The organism is Microcystis flos-aquae FACHB-1344 (assembly GCF_014698375.1).
Taxonomy (GTDB): Bacteria; Cyanobacteriota; Cyanobacteriia; order Cyanobacteriales; family Microcystaceae; genus Microcystis; species Microcystis aeruginosa.
The window spans coordinates 42,728-60,148 of the sequence record NZ_JACJSW010000094.1; the positions used below are offsets into that span (position 1 = coordinate 42,728).

General features: G+C 44.9%; 7 protein-coding genes and 2 pseudogenes. 5 read left to right on the forward strand and 4 right to left on the reverse strand.

What is annotated here, in order from left to right; translation table 11 throughout:
- Positions 1-17: 17 nt before the first annotated feature.
- From H6G48_RS07420 to H6G48_RS27410, 3 genes and pseudogenes are all read right to left on the reverse strand, one after another.
- A complete protein-coding gene (locus H6G48_RS07420) occupies positions 18-5,138 on the reverse strand; it encodes a hypothetical protein (protein WP_190720584.1) in 5,121 nt (1,706 codons plus the stop codon).
- A 216-nt stretch (positions 5,139-5,354) separates the two neighbouring features.
- A complete protein-coding gene (locus H6G48_RS07425; RefSeq protein WP_147070965.1) occupies positions 5,355-6,119 on the reverse strand; it encodes a hypothetical protein in 765 nt (254 codons plus the stop codon).
- Between the two features lie 313 nt (positions 6,120-6,432).
- Positions 6,433-6,693, reverse strand: a pseudogene (locus H6G48_RS27410) (IS110 family transposase); the annotation flags it as partial.
- Between the two features lie 83 nt (positions 6,694-6,776).
- Between H6G48_RS27410 and H6G48_RS07430 the strand changes: the two are divergent.
- Positions 6,777-10,574 carry a type IIG restriction enzyme/methyltransferase gene (locus H6G48_RS07430; RefSeq protein ID WP_190720587.1) on the forward strand — a complete coding sequence of 1,266 codons (3,798 nt, stop codon included), beginning with the start codon at positions 6,777-6,779 and terminating at the stop codon, positions 10,572-10,574.
- A gap of 328 nt (positions 10,575-10,902) precedes the next feature.
- On the opposite strand, the gene bioD is transcribed toward H6G48_RS07430, so the two are convergent.
- Complete coding sequence (gene bioD, locus H6G48_RS07435; protein WP_103112471.1) at positions 10,903-11,595, reverse strand: dethiobiotin synthase; 693 nt, start codon at positions 11,593-11,595, stop codon at positions 10,903-10,905.
- Between the two features lie 247 nt (positions 11,596-11,842).
- Between bioD and ilvB the strand changes: the two genes are divergently transcribed.
- The 4 genes and pseudogenes from ilvB to H6G48_RS26170 all read left to right on the forward strand — a co-directional run.
- Entirely contained in the window at positions 11,843-13,696 is a 1,854-nt protein-coding gene (gene ilvB, locus H6G48_RS07440) for a biosynthetic-type acetolactate synthase large subunit (RefSeq protein WP_190720590.1), read from the forward strand.
- A gap of 498 nt (positions 13,697-14,194) precedes the next feature.
- Positions 14,195-15,772, forward strand: a complete 1,578-nt coding sequence (serA, locus tag H6G48_RS07445) for a phosphoglycerate dehydrogenase (RefSeq protein WP_150975455.1) — start codon at positions 14,195-14,197, stop codon at positions 15,770-15,772.
- 380 nt (positions 15,773-16,152) lie between these two features.
- Positions 16,153-17,049, forward strand: coding sequence for a 50S ribosomal protein L11 methyltransferase (prmA, locus tag H6G48_RS07450; protein WP_061432292.1), 897 nt, complete (start codon positions 16,153-16,155; stop codon positions 17,047-17,049).
- Positions 17,050-17,316: 267 nt separating this feature from the next.
- Positions 17,317-17,421, forward strand: a pseudogene (locus H6G48_RS26170) (RNA-guided endonuclease InsQ/TnpB family protein); the annotation flags it as partial.

Genomic DNA, 17,421 nt, shown 5'->3' on the forward strand with positions numbered 1-17,421 from the left:
GTGACGGTGGGAGTATGTCAATCCCACTCCTGTAAGTCTCTGAGCCAATTTTGCAGCAAGCTAGTTAATTGAGTACGGCGAGTTTCAAAATTGCCAGCAATTGAGAGCAAGCTAACCCCCACCAGCAATCCGATAATCCATTTAAGCAGAGGATAAAGGGAAATCAAAATTACCAACTGATAGAAAGCATTAGCCACAAAAGTAAAAGTGCCAAGATAGAGGAAGGCGCGAATTCGTAAGGCTAATCCGGCAAAAATTGCCACTAAACTGAGGATGCCAGGCAGGAGCCCCGTCTGATGATGAAACCAGAGAGCCGCACTAGCAATAATGCCTGTTCCCAAGAGGCGAAGCAGGTGGCGCAAGGATTTGCCTTGCCTCCCCTGACAGGTAGGTTCTATCCAGACAAGACAGAGGATAGACAGTCCGACAAGACTGCTGTAGGCGAAGGGAGTTGCCAGAGAGAAATCCGCCAGCCAAAGGGCGATCGCCCAATTCACTAACAAGAGGGTAAGATAGCGCCACCGGGGTTGCTGCCGCAGCCAAGCCAGCCAAGCATAGAATCCAGCCACCACCAGCAAACTTAGGGGATTGAGCTTGTCTAAACTGCCCCCAAGGGCGAGTCCTGGAAGAACAAGAGCGAGGAATTGCCAAGGACGAGGCGGCCAGCCCCAAAGCCGCCAAGGGAGCAGATAGGTGAAAACAGCCACCCCAGAGGCGATTACTCCCAACCAAGAAACTAGGTATTGAGAGAAGAATTCCATCGGAGGAATAGTATTGGCAGCATAAACCCCAATCCCAGTGGCTTCTAGAATACCCAGATAGACCCAGATTTCAGCGATCGCCTGGTCAGGATGGTTGCGCCCTTGCCAGATAGCATAACGAGTCAAAAAGATACCGGTTGCCAATCCCAACAGTTGATTGACTGCAACGGGATAGAATAAAGCCCCTAGTAACAGGCAACTGCCCAAAGCCCAGTGCAGGTGGGCAACCAACTTCAATTCTGAGGCCGTCAGATGCAAGTAGCCAGCCAACCAGGGAGAGAGCAATCGATAGCCGTAAACCAAGCTGGCGGCCAGGGCTGCCATTGCCAAAAATTGATCGCCTTGGGACAGGTCGGCAATTTGATAAAACAATAGCTCGTAGGCTGAGATGGAGATCCCGCCAATTCCCAGGTACAACAAGGGCTTCCCGGCCGGAGAGCGCCGCCCAACTCCGATGGCAATCAGTACCAGTCCCAGAGAACTCAAGCCAGTCCAACTACTGAAAAATCCCCAACGCAGAGCCGCTCCTAAGGCCCCATAGAGCAAGGGTAGGATATTCCAGCTATTGAGCATTTCCCGCCTGTGATCTCTGTGCCACCAATCTCCCAACAGTTGGGTAAGCAATCCCAAGAGAATATTGGCGATCACTAGGGCAATTAAAGACTGCTTAGTTAGGTTGAGAACTTCGATGGTGAACAGTTCCAAGCTCCAGCCTACCCCGTAGATGCCCCAGTTACTCGGCTCGAGGTAGCTTCGATAGGCGATCGCCCCTAAAGTCAGGGCAGCCCCTAGGACAGAGAGGCTTGAGGCCGCCATCCAATCCCAGTAAACGGCTAGAGAATGGAGAGTCAGGGCGACTAACTCCAGACTACAGAGGGCAATTGCCCAGCCATCGAGGGACTGGGTATAGAGGGCGGCAAGTTGGCTCTGGCGGCGCAAGAACCAACTCCGCAGCATCCAGAGGACAGCTAAGAGCAAGGCAACTGCCAGCAACCAGCCGTCAATTGAACGCAAAGCCCATCCCGCCCAACCATCCCACAGGCAAGTTCCCCACAAAGCCAGAGCGAAGCCGATGGTAAGGGTAACTGCCGCCCCTTGTTGTAAATAATAGGCATGAACCAGCATCAACCCAGTTGCTATTCCTAAGCCGATTAGCCTGTACCCTGTCAGCCCTAGCAAGGGCAACTGGACTAGGGATAAGGTGGCAATACTCAACCAGATTGCTGAGGGAAAACGGGGAGGTTGCCAACTGCGATAGGCGGTTGCTCCCATAAGCAAGAGCGACAAGAGGAGAGTACGGAAAGGCTCCTGCACTATCGAGGTGTTAGCTACCAGAATCGACAACTCCAGACTACAGAGGGTGATTGCCCAGCCATCGCAGGCGCGGGCATAGAGGAGGGCAAGTGCAGAAGTACGCTGGCTCAACCAATAGCGCAACAGCCAGAGGGGGATAAGGGCGATTGCCCCCGCCAACAGCCAATCTAATCCAGGGAGAGGCAATCTCTCTAGTAAGGCAACGCTCAAGCCCAAGGACAAGCCTACCGTGATGGCAGCCGCTGCTAATTTTTGTAGGCGATGAGTCTGAAAGAACATCAACCCAGTGGCGATCGCCAGGGTGACGAGACGAGTTTCTTCCCCTACCCAGGTGGGAATTTGGGCAACTAGCAGGACTGAGATGCTCAACCAAATGACTAGGTTAGGTTGGCGCGAGGGTTGCCAACTGCGATAAGCTGTCGCCCCCATCAGCAGCCAAGTGGCGATCGCTTCTCTACCGTCTGGAGCATTAAGGACATTACCAGAAAGCGCCAATAACATCAGGAGCGAGAGGCAAGTTGCCCAACCATCGCTAACCTGGGCATAAATTCTCGCCAAATTATTCGGTAATGCCCTTAAGCATTGGCGGAGAATCCACAAGCTTGTCGCAGTAATTACCCCTGCCAACAGCCAGCTTGCTTCTTGCCGCAATGCCCAACCAAAACTGCCATCCCACAAAGACAGTGCCAGCCAACTCAAGCCAAAACCTACGGTAATCGCTGCTGCTGCTACCTGCTCTAAGTTACGGCTATTGACGAACATCAATCCTGTAGCTATCCCTAAGCTAATTGAGGCAATTCCTGGTTCCAACCCTTGCGGGGGTCGGGCTGTTAAGATAAGCCACTGCCACAGGGCTAAAGCGTCTATACTCAACCAACTGGCAACTTCCCGCCGAGCCAGATTCCAAGTTCCCACCCCAGTCAGGGCCAGGGGAGCCAAACCCCAGACTAAGCCCCACTCTAGCCCCATAAGCGGGCGCTCCAACACAGAGGTCAACTGGGCGAAAACTGCCACCTGATTGAGGATAAACAAGCCATAGGATAGCCCAGCCAAGATTAGTCCCAGCTTCCAAGTTGTGTGGTGTAGGAGATGGAGCAAGGAAGTAGGAGGAAAGGGCTGTTTCACGCTGAATGCCAATTCCAGCACCGCCAGCATGATTAAAATCACGCCCCAAACTGCCCAACTCAGCCTTGGCCATCCCCAGTCAATCGCCAAAATTAGGGTGAGCAAGCCAGCTAGGTGAGTGAGATAGGCCAGGGAGAGAAAACGGCGGGAAATCTCTTGAAGGGAAGCTAGTTTGACTTGCCGTTGGCTGAAAATTACTAACGCCAGGGTTGAAGCTGCCAAGTTGAGCGTCCTCAAGGCAGGATTGACTAAGGAGCAAAAGGTCAAGGTTGTTCCCCAGAACAAGGCTATCGAGCCGGTAAAAGAGGCTAATTCCCGCTTGCCCAATTGGGAGAACCAATCTGTCAGGAATAGGATTAAGACTAGGTAAGGAAAGAGAACTAAGCTTAGTAACGCCCAAGGGGTAGCTTCAGCGCCAGTTAAACCAGTCCCCAAGGTGATTGCCCCTTGCCTGAAAGTATCTGGAAGTAAGCGCCAAGCCAGCCACAACCCCTGCAACCCAATCAGCAAGGCTGCTGCCAAGTCGAACTTCCGCCAGGAGTAACCGATGCGTCGGGCAAAAAACAGGAGTGATAAACCACTCACTGCTAGGGCTTGCCAAGGTGTTTCACCCACCGACAGTAACCAACCTAGCAGCAGCAAGCTACCGCCGATACGCTGCCACAAGGAAACAGATTGTCTGGTCTGCCAACTGGCTAACCAGCCGCAAATCCCCACAGCCAGCCCCAATTGGCTAATCTCTACCTGAGCGATAAAAATTGCCCGCACCAGCAGGATAACTAGCCCATAGACGACAATTGCCTCATTTAAGCTAAAAGGGGCTAATCTCTCTCTGCTTGATTCTCCTTCTTGTCTAGCTTTTTCAGGAAGACGGGAAAGGGAGATCAAAGTTGTTCCCACCATGCCCAAGTAAGTTGCCAGCAAGGGAAACCCCCCAATTGCCCATCCCCAATGCAGATAGCTCAATCCCAAATGATTCGGCAGACTTTGAGAAAATCCTGCCGGGCCAGTTCCCCCGTACCTCCCCCGGAATAGTTGAACTGTTACGGCGGTAAGGGAAAGGGCAGCCACTACCACAATCAACCAGGCTAGAGGGTTGCGCCACAAGCCCAAGCTATCCATGGCCAGAAAATTCATCGGCACTAGCAACAGGGTAACCAGGCGCAAAGCTTGACTGGTCAGGCGCAGGCCCGGCTGTTGGCTACTCCAAAAACTGGCTCCCCAAAAAGCTAAAGTATAAAGCCACAAAACCCCATACTGTCCGGCGCTTGAGAATTTTTCCCAAAAGTTGGCGGCGAGGACACCAGAGGAGATGACCACCATGAAGACTCCCAACAGCAGCAGCCAGAGGACGCTCAATTCTGCCATCAGAGACTGTAACATTTGTCCAAACTGGCTGGGAGTTTCCTGCCGTCGAGGAGATGTTGGCGGCTGTGGCGGGATTCTACGGGGAGCTTCTGGCCGTCGAGAAGGTAGCGCGGGTGGGGGAGGCGGCTGGGAGGAGATGGGGTCTGGCAGCGGCTCTCTGGTAGGGGCAGTTGTCAGTATAGGCATGACACAGGAGAGGTTTTCCCGACACAGTTGCTTGACTTGAGATTCCCCAAGTAATCCTAATTGGAGCCATTGTTCTAAACCTTGTAGTAGAGAGGGATGGGAAGCTCTCACTCTTATAACAACCCGGATTTGAGAAGCAGTCAGCCAGCCTCGCTCCTGCCATTGCCCCAAACCTTCTAAAAAGTTAGATATAGGGACGCTGGTGGTTATTGTCAGAGCGAGGGTTTCTTGAACTGAATTTTCTCTCGCATTTATTGCTAATTCTAGTCTTTTGTCGGCAATCAACTCTAATTCTAGCCATTGATTGAGAGCTAGTAAAAGTTCGGCTGGCGAGTTGGGATTGACGATTTCTATTGGGATGATTCGCTTCTCTTGAAAGGACATAAGTAATCAGATAAGTAGTCGGACATAAATTCTCTCGTCTGTCTTAAGAAATGTAATTCTGGCAATTCTTGCTGACTCCTGACTCCTGACTCCCACGGTTAACTTTACTTTTGTCCGACCACTTAAAGGTAAAGGTAAAGTTAACTGTGGAGACAAGGGAACAGGGAACAGTAAAGGTTTCAGCCTTGGTTAGATCTCTTAAGAAATTAATCTCATCTAAGCTGTCTTGAAAAAGCGAATAATCTCTCGTACATGATTGAGAAATTGACTGTCTTCTGTCAGTTGTGCGATCGCATTTTGTGCTTCCTGAGATAAGGTTTCATGTTCAACCTGATTTTTAGCTTCTAATTTTTCTAGTAAGGCTTTCAGACGGGCTAATTCTTGGCGAGTTATTTTGACTTCTTGTTGCTGTATATTTGCTTCTGTATCGAGTTTTTCCCTAATTATTGCCACATTAGCCTCTAAATTAGAGACGCGAACGCGCAACTCTACTACATCCTCTCTGGGATACTTAATCTGTTCTCGAATCATTGACAAACGCACGGCTAAATATTGATAAGCCCGAATCGCCGGACGTAAAGCTGTCAATAATAAAGTTGCACCGGAACTCACATATCCTACTGCACTAATTCCCGTTGCTGCTAAGGTATAAAGTCCAATTCCTGACAGCAAATGTAAGGCGATTGCGAGCCGAATTGACCAACGCGCTACTGTCTTAACATAATCAACTTGTTTCCGATCTACGGGAATATTTTTTTCTTGAGAAATTGCTGCTTCTGCGATGACTTCCTGGGCATCAAAATAAATGTTCCAAGGAACAGTCACAATCACTAACAACCACCAAAAACTGGCGATCCCAATCAACCAATCGATTAAATTTCCTGACGGGATGTGCAACCATTGTAAAATTCCAAAAGCTAGTAAGACTAAGGCTCCAAAAATCACACAAAATCCGATAAATCCTAGATAGCTTAAAAACATCTCAATCCCCCCATTTTTATTTCTCTTTCTTTTATGTTAGAAAAAGATTGATCAAGTTTCACTAACGGTTGTGACACTTTGTGAATTTACCCATAAAATGGCACAATTGTGAACCATAACTTGGCTGTTTGACAACGAGTATAGTGTAGCGACTGTCTTGATGGTCAAGGGGGAATTCAAAAAAACTCAAGCAGTTGCCGTAAAACTCAAAATCTCAAGCCGGAAAAAAGCGCAGCAAAAGCTAAGCTGCTCAGGTTAAACCAAAGCAAGCGCAACCCTTGATTAGAGATAACAAAAAGTGTGAATCTCTAGGAACTAAGCGAGAGATTTGTTTGGCGGTTAATTGACCGAGTTCTGGTAAGTCGGAGACGAGAGTAGTAGAAATTACTTGACTTTCTCGGGCCATTGTTGGTTAGCTTGGGTCAATTCCTCAATTTCTTGATTGAGTTTTTCAAGGCAGTTATCGAGATACTCAAGATGGGCTTCGATATCGAGCTTTACCGCGAGCGCGTTCCCGTCGGTTCTTTTCGGCAGTCCGCATCTCGACAAGTTGCCGGCGACGACTAATTAAGTCCTACCGCTAACCCATCCTACAAATAATTGTGCCTCCCTACTTATAATAAAATTAGTCGGTAGTTTCCCTAGAGGTAAACTTTTATGATTGTCAATAAGCGAGAACTCAAGCAAGCCTTAAATCGGGTGTACTTAAAAATCAAGCCTGATGCTGAAACAATTCAGGTTTTTCAAGCTAATTTAACGCGCTTGTTAGACCAATGTGACAGCAAAAAGTCGGAAGAGTTTAATAAAAATTTGCTGATAGATTTTTTAAAAAATACCTATTATGCTGATCGCTATTTTATCAATACAAAAGAGCGCATTGATCTGGTGATTCATAATAACCAGGATGTTAAAAGTCCAGTGGGGGTCATTTTTGAGACGAAGAAGCCTACTCAGACAATAAATGCAGAAATGCCAAGACTGGATCATCTCAATACTAAGGCTTTTCAGCAGTTAGTTTTATATTTTCTCCGCGAAAGGGTGACGGATAAAAATCTTAATATTAAACACTTGATCGTGACCAATATTTATGAGTGGTTTATTTTCGATGCGAAGATTTTTGAGGAGTTGTTTTTTGCTAATAAGGCTCTAGTTAACCAGTTTTGCGATTTTGAAGCAGGGAGACTGAGTAGTACGAAAACGGATTTTTTCTATCAACAAATTGCAGAACCAGCGATCACTAAAGTTATTGAGCAAATTAAATTTACCCATTTTGATCTGCGAGATCTGGAAAATTTAGATTTGCTTGATATTTACAAGATTCTTTCGCCAGAACATTTACTTAAGTTACCTTTTGTTAATGATAGCAATACTTTAAATAAGCCTTTTTATAATGAGCTTTTGTATATTATCGGTTTGACGGAAGTTAAGGATAAAGGGAAGAAGTTAATCGGACGAATGAAAGAAGGCGATCGCTGTGATGGTTCCCTGATTGAAAATGCGATTAGTCGGTTGGATAGTTTAGATAAAATTGCACAATTAAAAAATCCTGAAGAGTTTGGAACTACGGATGAGGAACGGCTTTATAATGTGGCGTTGCGGTTATCAATTAATTGGATTAATCGGGTTTTATTTCTCAAATTATTGGAAGCGCAGTTAATTAAATATCATCAAGGCGATCGAGATTTTGCCTTTCTCAATTTGGCGAAAGTTCCCAGTTATGATGATCTCGATAGTTTGTTTTTTGATGTGTTAGCTAGGGAGACAAATAAGCGCGAGGCTAAGGTTAAAACGACTTTTGCTCATGTACCTTATTTAAATAGTTCGCTATTTGAACCAACGGAGACGGAACAGCAAACGATTTTTATTGGCAATTTGCGGGAGCGAACTTTACCCATTTTTACAGCGACGGTGCTAAAAGATAATCAGGGTAATAAGCGAGTAGGCGAGTTAAATGCGTTGGCTTATTTGTTTGAGTTTTTGGATGCTTATAAATTCGATCGAGATGAGTTAGAAAATCCTCAAGAAGATAGCGAAAAGTTAATTAATGCTTCGGTGTTGGGGTTAATTTTTGAAAAGATTAATGGTTATAAGGACGGTTCTTTTTATACGCCGAGTTTTATTACCATGTATATGTGTCGGGAAACGATACGAAGAGCGATTGTGCAGAAGTTTAATGAAGTAAAAGGCTGGAATTGTCAAACTTTAGATGATTTATATGAACGAATTGAGGACAAAAGAGAGGCAAATGTTATTATTAATAGCCTGAAGATTTGCGATCCGGCGGTGGGTTCGGGACATTTTTTAGTTTCAGCTTTGAATGAGATAATCGCGATTAAGAGTGAGTTACGGGTTTTATTAGATAGTTCGGGTAAGTCGCTAAAAGATTATCGGGTAGAGGTGCGAAACGATAAGTTATTGGTTTACGATGATGAGGGGAGTTTATTTGCTTATCATCCGAATAATAAAGAAAAGCAACGGGTACAGCAAGCCTTATTTCATGAGAAACAGACGATTATTGAAGGGTGTTTATTTGGGGTGGATATTAATCCTAATTCGGTGACGATTTGTCAGTTGCGGTTATGGATTGAGCTTTTAAAAAATGCTTATTATCGAGAGGATGGCAATTTAGAAACTTTGCCAAATATTGATATTAATATCAAGTGTGGTAATTCTTTGATTAGTCGCTTTGCTTTGGATGTGGATGTTAAACAGGTTTTACAGAAGCAGAAGTTTAGTATTGAGCAATATCGCAATGCGGTACAGACTTATCGCAATGCGGAAAATAAGGAACAAAAGCGGGAGATGGAAACGCTGATTGCTAAGATTAAGGCTGGGTTTAGTGCTAATTTATTAATTAGTGATCCTAAGAAAGTGAAGTTACGTCAATTACAAGGGGAACTTTATAATCTGGAAAATCAGGGTTTATTGTTTGAGGAGACTAAGACGGAGCAAAAAGCGCGGGAGAAAAAAGTAACTAAGTTAAATAATGAGATTGATAAGCTAACTGCTGAAATTGCAGATATTGAAAGCGGTAAGCTGTATAAGAATGCTTTGGAATGGCGGTTTGAGTTTCCTGAAGTGTTGAATGATAACGGAGATTTTGTTGGGTTTGATGTTGTAATTGGGAATCCTCCCTATATTTCAATACAAGATTTAAAAAAATCTAATTCTTTGGTTTGTGATTATTATTCTAAAAATTATCAAACAGCAAAAAAAGGTAACTTTGATATTTATCTTCCTTTCGTTGAAAAATCATTAAGCTTGTTAAATTCGCACGGTATAGTTGATTTTATAATGCCTTCTCTTTGGATTTATAACGAGTACGGAAAACCCCTAAGAAGCTTAATGATTAAATCTCATTATTTATTAAGATTTTTAGATTTTGGCTCTACCCAAGTTTTTATTGATGCAACTATTTATACTGCTTGTCAACAATTTAGTAAAAGACCTAGACCTTTTTTTAGATATTTAAAAACAGAAGCTGATAACTTTGAGACTGAAGGATTTTCGGAAATTTATTTTTCTAGCTTAAATGAAAATAATTGGAGTTTGGGGAAAGAACATATTTTGTTAATCAAAGAAAAGCTTGAGTTAAATTCAAAACCTTTAGGTGAAATAGCGCAAATTTTTGTTGGGATTCAAACAAGTGCAGACAATATTTATCATTTACAAAAAATTTCGCAAGGAATATATTTTTCAAAAATACTAGATAAAGAAGTTGAAATTGAAGACGCTATTATGAAACCACTAATTTCAGGAACAGATGCTAAACGGTATAAAATTCCAAATACAAATAAATATTTGCTTCATCCTTATGAAGCGAGTGGTAATTTTGCTTTGCTTGACATTAATTTATTGAAAAATAATTATCCAAAAGCTTTTAGATATTTAAAAGATAATGAAGCTATTTTGAGAAGTCGAGAAAACAATAAATTTAATAATGATGATTATTGGTATCAATTTGGAAGGAACCAAAATCTTGACAAACAAACTTTATCAAAAATAGGAGTTGCTCAAACTGTCTCTGATTTACAATGTTTTCTTGATGAAAAAGGAGATTTTTTCTTAAATAACGTTCGAGTTAATGGAATTAAACCTATCAATGAAGATGAAGTAGATATAAAATATTTATTGGGTATTTTAAACTCTAAAGTTGCAAATTTTTATTTTAAATTAGTTGGCAAGCCAAAAGACAATGGTTTTTTTGAAGCGAATAAACAATTTATTTCGCCGATTCCTATTAAAATTGTAGATCACAAATATCAAATAAAAATTAAGTTATTAGTTGACAAAATTCTCACCGCAAAAAAAGACGATCCTAACGCTGACACAAGCGAATTAGAAAAGCAGATCGATCACTTAGTTTACAAACTCTATCAACTCACCTATAATGAAGTAAAAATCATCGATCCAGAATTTGCCCTAACAGAACAAGAATATCTGGACTTCCCCTAATTTATTCCCTTACCCCCCCGATGTCCTGTAGGGCTAATTCATGAATTAACCCTACAATGAATCAACCCTACAATGAATCAACCCTACTATGAATCAACCCTACAATGAATCAACCCTACAATGAATCAACCCTACTATGAATTAACCCTACTATGAATCAACCCTACTATGAATTAACCCTACTATGAATCAACCCTACTATGAATCAACCCTACCCTTACCCCCCCGATGTCCTGTAGGGCTAATTCATGAATTAGCCCTACAATGGGTGTTGTCAAATTGAAAGATGCTGGGAATCAGCTTTGCCTTTTGCCTTGTGCCTTTTGCCTCATCTCAACAAGCAATTTAAATGCGCGGGCAGCTTAATTTCTGGCCAACTAGCTACCACCGAGGCCAATTTATCCAAATCCCGACGATCTTCGATAAAGGGAAAAACACCTAAAACCGGACAATTAGTCAAGGATTGAATTAAATCGATCGGTGTTAACTGCTCTATCTCCGTCTCCGTGCGCGGTTCGAGACAATTAAGGATAATTCCGCCCAAATTGACCTTTTTCTGCTCTGCTAGGGCAATATTAGCCACCGTTTGGGAAATCGCTCCCAATTTCACCGGCACCACTAAAAGGGTTTTTAACCGCCATTGAGCCGCTAAATCCGCCAAAGTTAGCTCGTGAGTGACAGGACAACCTAAACCCCCCAAACCCTCAATTAAAACCAAATCTTGGCTTTTTTGTAGGTTCAGCAGAGCTTGCCACACTGTCCCTAAAGGAATATCTCGACCTTCCAAATCAGCAGCCACAGGAGGCGCTAAGGGTGCTTGATATTGCAGCGGTGTGATCATTTCTAATTGACCCTGAAATAAGCCCTCATACCATTCTCGATCGCCTTGACCCGTTTGCATTAATTTCATCAACCCCAAGGCCTTGGAGGGATAGTATTTTTGCCAATAAGCCACTAAAGCAGTGGTGACAACGGTTTTACCCGCATCGGTATCCGTAGCCGCAATCAAAAGACTATTCATAAAACTCCCAGGCTCAGTCAAGATCAGGTGAAATCACCAGCATCTATCATCTTATCCCCCATCACCCCACTTCCCACTTCCCCAGATATTGCATGGGTAAGATGCAAAAAGAAAAAAAACTGCAGCCAAAAAGGTGAGATGGAATACACTAAAAGTATAAGGTTATCAATTTTGCTATTTTTCAAGTTGCATCCTAGGCAACAGAATTGCAATTATCCCTCTAGTTAGAAATTGGACGGTTTGCCCTGTGGTTTCATCACTTCCCAAGCCCAATAACTCTTTAACAACGGTTCCCCAGCGTTGTTCTGGTGCTTATGCCTTGATGGACAGTCTCAAACGTCATGGCGTTAAGCACATCTTCGGTTATCCCGGAGGTGCGATCCTGCCCATCTATGACGAACTCTACCGCTTTGAAGAGCGGGGAGAATTACAACATATTTTAGTGCGCCACGAACAAGCGGCCGCCCATGCCGCCGATGCCTACGCTAGGGCCACCGGCAAAGTGGGAGTCTGTTTCGGTACTTCCGGCCCCGGGGCGACCAATTTGGTGACAGGCATCGCTAACGCACACATGGACTCCATCCCGATGGTAATTATCACCGGTCAGGTCAGCCGGGCGGCCATCGGTTCCGATGCTTTCCAAGAAACCGATATTTATGGTATTACTCTCCCGATTGTTAAACATTCCTATGTGGCTAGAAATGCCCGGGAAGTAGCGAGAATCGTCGCTGAGGCCTTCCACATCGCCAGTACAGGACGACCGGGACCGGTTTTAGTCGATATTCCCAAAGATGTCGGTTTAGAACTATGCGATTATATCCCCGTCGAACCGGGAGATGTGAAACTAACCGGTTATCGTCCCACGGTTAAGGGTAATCGCCGTCAAATCGAGGCCGCTTTGCACCTCTTGGAAACCGCCGAAAAACCTTTACTTTACGTTGGCGGAGGTGCGATCGCAGCTAATGCCCACGCCCAAATTGCCGAGTTTGCCGAGCGTTTTCAGTTACCCGTTACCACCACGTTAATGGGTATCGGTGCTTTTGATGAACATCATCCCCTCTCGGTGGGAATGTTAGGAATGCACGGCACTGCCTACGCTAATTTTGCCGTGACCGGGTGTGATTTATTAATTGCCGTCGGCGCTCGTTTTGATGACCGAGTAACGGGGAAATTGGACGAATTCGCCTCGAAAGCTAAGGTAATCCATGTGGACATCGACCCGGCGGAAGTGGGCAAAAATCGCGCCCCTGACGTGCCGATTGTCGGGGATGTGCGGGTAGTTTTAGAACAAATACTCCAAAAAGCCAGAGAATTTGATTATCCCACTAATTCCGATCGCACCCAAGCTTGGTTAGCCCAGATCGAGCGCTGGCGGCAAGATTATCCCCTGCAAGTCCCCCTACCGGAAGGCAGACTTTCCCCCCAAGAAGTAATCGTTGAGGTGGGTCGTCAAGCACCCCACGCCTACTATACCACCGATGTGGGCCAGCATCAGATGTGGGCGGCCCAATTCCTCAAAAATGGTCCCCGACGTTGGATTTCTAGCGCGGGATTGGGGACGATGGGTTTCGGTTTACCTGCTGCGATGGGGGTAAAGGTGGCTATTCCCGATGAGGAGGTCATCTGTATTAGTGGTGATTCCAGTTTCCAAATGAATCTACAGGAATTGGCCACCCTAACCCAATTTAATATTCATGCCAAGACGATTATTATTAATAATGGTTGGCAGGGTATGGTACGTCAATGGCAAGAAGCTTTCTATGGGGAACGTTATTCTAATTCCAATATGGAAGCGGGAATGCCGGATGTGGAACTGTTAGCCCAAGCTTACGGCATTAAAGGCATTACTATTCGCCATCGAGATGAATTAGCCGCAAAAATTGCCGAAATGTTGGCCCATGATGGTCCGGTTTTGGTCAATGCGATCGTGACTAAGGACGAAAATTGTTATCCCATGGTCGCCCCCGGTCAAAGTAATGCCCGTATGATTGGTTTACCGAAAATTGTCACCGGGGGTTGTGAAATGCACAATTGTCCCAGTTGTGGCGCGGTTAACAGTTGGAATAATAAATTCTGTCCTGAATGTGGGGCGAAATTGTAGCTGAAAATTGTTAATTAATTAACCAGCCTCCGTTAAGTATAACGGAGGTTTTTGGCTTTTTCTCTACTGTGTGAATATCATAAGTAGGTAGGCGTTAAAAATTATCAGATGCCTCCTTATTAAGGGGGATCCCCCCGCCTATCGGCACCCCCCTTATCAAGGGGGGCAGGGGGGATCGAACCTAAAATCTATTCTTAATTTAATTATAACCAGCTACTTAGAAATTGTCAAACAGAAGCAATGGCAGCCCTAGAAAAGGCCCTAGAAAAAGAAGCGGAAAACTTGATCGCCACCGTGATTAAATTAGCAATATCTCAGTGACAACGGCAAGAGGCTGACATCAACACCATGGACGACAATTAAGAATGACAACCTAAAATCTTTTCGCTAATTTTGCCCTGGACTGCACCCTTTGCTCCTAAAATAGGCCATTGCGGCTAGACCCGAATATTGGTCTAGCATTTGCCCGTAGACTGAATAAAGCACGTTATAAAGATTATGGCCAAAGTTCTGGTATCCGATTCGATCGATCCGGTAGGAGTAGAAATTCTGTCACAGGTTGCCCAAGTGGACGTGAAAACAGGACTATCCGCTGAGGAAATCATTCAAATTATCCCCGAATACGACGCACTGATGCTCCGTTCCAGTACCCGCGTCACCAAAGAAATCGTCGAAGCGGGCAGCAAACTGCAAATTATCGGCCGCGCGGGGGTAGGAGTCGATAATATCGATGTTCCCGCGGCCACTCGTCAGGGTATTATTGTCGTTAACTCTCCCGAAGGTAACACGATCGCCGCTGCCGAACACGCCTTGGCCATGATGTTATCCCTCTCCCGTCATATTCCCGATGCCAATCAGTCGGTAAAAGCGAATAAATGGGAAAGAAATCGCTTTATCGGCACAGAAGTTTATAAAAAGAACCTAGGAGTCGTCGGTTTAGGTAAAATTGGTTCCCACGTCGCCGCCGTTGCTAGATCCCTAGGCATGAAAATTCTCGCCTACGATCCCTTTATTTCCAAAGAACGCGCCGATCAACTCGGTTGCACCCTGGTGGATCTAGAATTACTCTTTGCTGAGTCCGATTTTATCACTCTCCACGTCCCGAAAACTGCCGAAACCCAGCATCTCATCGGTCGGGAAACCATCGCTAAGATGAAACCCACGGTCCGCATCATTAACTGTTCCAGAGGCGGCATTATCGATGAGTTGGCTTTAATTGAAGCCCTCGAATCCGGTAGAATCGCCGGGGCAGCCTTGGATGTATTTGAACAGGAACCTTTAGGCGAATCTAGATTAAGAGAATTATCTAACGTCATCCTCACTCCCCACCTAGGTGCATCGACTACGGAAGCACAGGTGAATGTGGCTATTGATGTGGCCGAACAAATTCGCGATGTCCTCCTCGGTTTGCCAGCGCGCTCGGCTGTTAATATCCCCGGACTAACTCCCGATGTTATGGAAAAACTGCGCCCTTACCTGCAATTAGCGGAAACTATGGGTAATCTCGTCAGTCAGTTGGCAGGAGGTCGCTGTGACTCGTTAAATGTCCGTTTACAGGGAGAATTGGCCACTAAAGACAGTCAACCCCTAGTGATAGCGGCCATTAAGGGTTTACTTTCCCAAGCCCTCCGGGAACGGGTAAACTATGTTAATGCGGCGATCGAAGCTAAGGAACGCGGTATCCGGGTAATCGAAACCCGGGATGCTTCCACCCGCGACTATTCGGGATCGATTCATTTGGAAGCTAATGGTTCTATGGGGACCCATTCCGTCACTGGGGCGCTGTTAAGCACCGGAGAAATCCGCATTACTGACCTCGATGAGTTCCCCATTAACGTGCCACCGAGTAATCATATGTTATTCACCCTTCACCAGGATATGCCCGGTATTATCGGCAAAATTGGCGCACTTTTAGGCAGTTTTAATGTCAATATCGCCAGTATGCAGGTAGGACGCAAAATTATTCGCGGTGACGCAGTTATGGCCCTGAGTCTCGATGATCCTTTACCAGAAGGTCTTCTCTCGGAAATTACTAAAGTCCCCGGTATCCGTGATGCTTATACAGTGAAACTCTAGATTAAATCAGTTATCAGCTTCTGAAGGCAAGGGGCAACCCCCCACCCCCCCTAGGGTTGATTCAAGGTAGGGTTGATTCATGAATCAACCCTACTACCAACATCGGGGGGGTGGGGGGGCAAGGGGGGCTAATCTAAGAATAAGCGGTTTAAATGCGTCTTAGCTTAATCAGTAATCAGTGAAAAGAAAGCTCCGCACTTGCCACTTAAGTAGGGAGGCACAATTATTTGTAGGATGGGTTAGCGGTAGCGTAACCCATGCGGGCGTTGGGTTTCATGCTTCAACCCAACCTACGTTCATCTTATATTTAATTCCACCCACCTACTTAATACTGTTGACTGAAAACTCAAATCTGATAACTGATCACTGATCACTGATATATGTCTAATAGTTGGTGGGAAATTACGGTTTTGTGCGAACCTAGTCTCGAAGAAACGGTTTTCTGGAGACTGGAAAATTTTGGCTGTTCGGGAACGGCCACTGCTAAAAAACAATCCTCTTTAGAGATTAAGGCCTATATACCAGAAATTAAAGCGCAATTGCCCGATTTAGAGGCACTAAGCCTCTGGTTAAAGCAGGATGCTTTGATTTTAGGTTTTCCCGAACCTGTCAGCCATTGGCAGTTAATGGACGAGGAAGACTGGGCCAGCAGTTGGAAACAACATTGGCAAATTAGCGAGATCGGCGATCGCTTTTTGATCTGTCCTGCTTGGTTAAATCCCCCCGAAAATAACCAGAGATTGGTGATTAAAATTGACCCCGGTTCCGCTTTCGGCACGGGAACGCATCCAACCACGCAATTATGTCTAGAATCCCTAGAAATGCGTTTAAGTAGCCATCCAGAGCCTAAAATTATCGCCGATATCGGTTGTGGTTCCGGCATACTCGCGATCGGAGCGATTTTATTGGGGGCCAAAAAAGTTTATGCTGTCGATACAGATCCGCTGGCGGTGAATGCGACGCGCAGTAATCGCCATCTCAACCGAATTAACCCCGAAAATTTAGCTATTAATCAGGGTAGTGTCGAGGAGTTATTAGAATTAATTCCCGATGGTGTCGATGGCATCGTTTGTAATATTTTAGCCGAGACAATTATCGCTTTAATGCCCGAAATCAACCGTCTGGCAAAACCCACCACTTGGGGAATTTTAAGCGGCATCCTCGTCACCCAAGCACAAGCAGTTACAGATATTTTAGAACCCCAAGGCTGGACAGTGGCTGCCCTGTGGAAACGTCAAGAATGGTGTTGTCTTCAAATTCGTCGCGCTCTGGATTAATATAGCTATCAGTTATCAGCTTCTGAAAGCAAGAAGCAGCAAAAAAAATCTGGCAATTCTCCTACCCAAAAAGAAGGTTAGAAACTAAGTAGATTTAAGCTTTTAGCTTAACAAATGACAGTTTTCCACCACAGGGGAGTTCCAATGATACTTTACCGAAATTTTGGGTTAAAGCCCCGTCCTTTTAGGACGGCTTTTTAAACTATATCTTGTTAACTTAACTTTTATTGTGCTATACTGATTTTGTCTAAGTCCCCCCTGCGTAAAATGTTTGTCTTAGAGTTTAAAGTTAAAGCTAAAACTCAACAGTATCAAGCCATAGACGATGCTATTCGTACTGCTCAATTCATCCGTAACAAATGTGTAAGGTTA